Consider the following 371-nt stretch of genomic DNA (forward strand, 5'->3'; position numbering starts at 1 on the left):
GGACAATACCGATAGCCAAGGCAATGACCAAACCCGTTACTGCACCGCCAATATGTCCAGCATTATCAATTCCCGGCACTGCAAAGCCATAAACTAAATTAATACCCATTATCAGCACTAAGCTTCTAAGATTGAGCACCATACCGTTGACGGATATTTTAAACAGTGCCGCGATCAATAGCGCCGCCCCGATACCCATAATGCCGCCAGATGCACCCGCTGAAATATCAGGAAGGATGCTACCATCTAATATGCCGAGTAGTCTGTTATCTTCTAAAATAGCTTGCCACATTATATGGTTGTTTAATAAGTTGCCGCCAATAGCAGCCAGTAAAAACAGCGCCAAAAATTTACTGGAGCCAAACATGGGC

Annotated in this window: 1 protein-coding gene; it reads right to left on the reverse strand. The window is 44.7% G+C overall.

Translation table 11 applies throughout. The annotated features are described in order from the left end of the window. A partial coding sequence (locus AAEY79_RS14260) for a rhomboid family intramembrane serine protease (RefSeq protein WP_352288899.1) occupies window positions 1-371 on the reverse strand: 371 nt, incomplete at both ends.

Source organism: Psychrobacter sp. GW64-MNA-CIBAN-0177 (assembly GCF_040309585.1).
Classification (GTDB): Bacteria; Pseudomonadota; Gammaproteobacteria; order Pseudomonadales; family Moraxellaceae; genus Psychrobacter; species Psychrobacter okhotskensis.